Source organism: Oribacterium sp. C9 (assembly GCF_002007235.1).
Taxonomy (GTDB): Bacteria; Bacillota; Clostridia; order Lachnospirales; family Lachnospiraceae; genus Oribacterium.
This window is the reverse complement of record NZ_MUHW01000060.1, coordinates 1-1630: the sequence shown is the minus strand read 5'-3', so window position 1 is coordinate 1630 and position 1630 is coordinate 1. Positions and strand designations below refer to the sequence as shown.

Annotated in this window: 1 protein-coding gene; it reads right to left on the bottom strand. The window is 39.9% G+C overall.

What is annotated here, in order from left to right:
• Positions 1 to 608 precede the first annotated feature (608 nt).
• Positions 609 to 1340, bottom strand: coding sequence for a hypothetical protein (locus tag BXO88_RS16125; protein ID WP_139355635.1), 732 nt, complete (start codon positions 1338 to 1340; stop codon positions 609 to 611).
• Positions 1341 to 1630 lie beyond the last annotated feature (290 nt).

Here is a 1630-nt window from a genome sequence, read left to right as displayed (position 1 = left end):
GTGGTACTGAAACTGCTGGGAATATTGTCTTGAAATTTTTAACCTTTGCCATGATATTTAATCTCCTTATAAATCAAATAATTTAATCTTATCGCTTGGAAGAAGGCGCCCTTTCTTCCTCTGCAATCGTTTGCATTTGTTATGTCATATTTATATCACCCGCAGTTGGTTTGCGCAATATTTCTGCAACTGTCTGCAATTTATTGCAGACTCTTTGCAATTTATTGTACCTTTTGTGACTTTTGCGCTATTTATAAGCGCAAATATTGTGCATATTTCAGGCATTCTCTGTTGCATCTTAATCCTATCTCGGCTCTCTTGCAAACAAACGATTGCATTTGTATTGCATAAATCACTGCATCATAAGCATTTAACACCTGCCATCGCACATAAGTATTTATCAAGTGATTTTTACAAAAAAGACCAGTTCTACTGAACCGGTCTCTGCATTTACATATTCTTCTCAAGCCTGAATATCCCACACGGGAATCGCTAGGTCATTTTCCCTGACATCTCCGAATGGTTTGTGTCCTAAGAATGACTGTTATAAAACTCTTCGGGATTAGATACACATATTATATACAAAGTGCTAACCACCTCTGATATCATCACTTTGTCGCAGACATATGTCCATCGCTGTCGAAAACATATGTCACACCATCTATACGTTTCTTCTCAGACTTCGCCTTTTTCCCAAAAGCATCAAAATAGAACCAATAGTCCTTATACGTCCCTTCCTTCGGAACATACACTCTCATCTGCTTCCAGCCCTGCACAGCATGACCATCATCCCAATCGCCGAAATAGTAATCAGAGTTTCTCCATGCGCTCTCATCATAATCCTGAATCTTCACATTATTGCTGTTTATCCAGCCATAAAGCATACGCCCATCTGCATCGAACGCATATCTCTTCCCTTCGATAGTTTTTATCTGATCTATGGTCAGAGGTCCGCCTTTTGATTTATACGCCTTTCCGTCATTTCCGAAATAGTACCACCAATACTGTGCCCTGTAATTCTTTCTGTCTCCCACATCTAAAGCAACAGCCTTCCAGGCATCTCTCAAAAGCATTCCATTAGAATCGACATAATAATAATTTGTCCCTTTGTTTGTCTCTTCGATGATCAGCTTATTTCTCGCTATCAAGCCACTGGAATCGATGTAAAACCAATATCCATTAGCCGACTTCCAAGTCTCCACTGCAGCCGTACCATCATCCTTTATCCACTGCCAGCTTCCGCTCGAATCATCCCATCCCTCTGCAAAAGCCGCAAAAGCTGCGATCATTGCCAATGTCTCCATCAGCACAAAAACCTTGACTATTTTTTTTAACGTCATAACATCACCCCTGCTTTAAGTCAAAAAAATTGTCCAATATTATTATAGCAGTAAAGCCACCAATAATATCAGACAATTTGACATCAAAGACATAATGAAATCGCAGTTTCAAAAGGCACTAACTTTTTTCATTCTTTTGCAGACAGCTCACTTTTAATTCCCAAGACATAATCCAGCGAAAGCTTACAAGAACTTGATATATCCTGCGGTGCCATACCGGAACGAAGCATCTCTTCAACCAATGCTCTTTTTCCGGCCTCTAAACCAATACCTATACCCTGTTCTCTGCC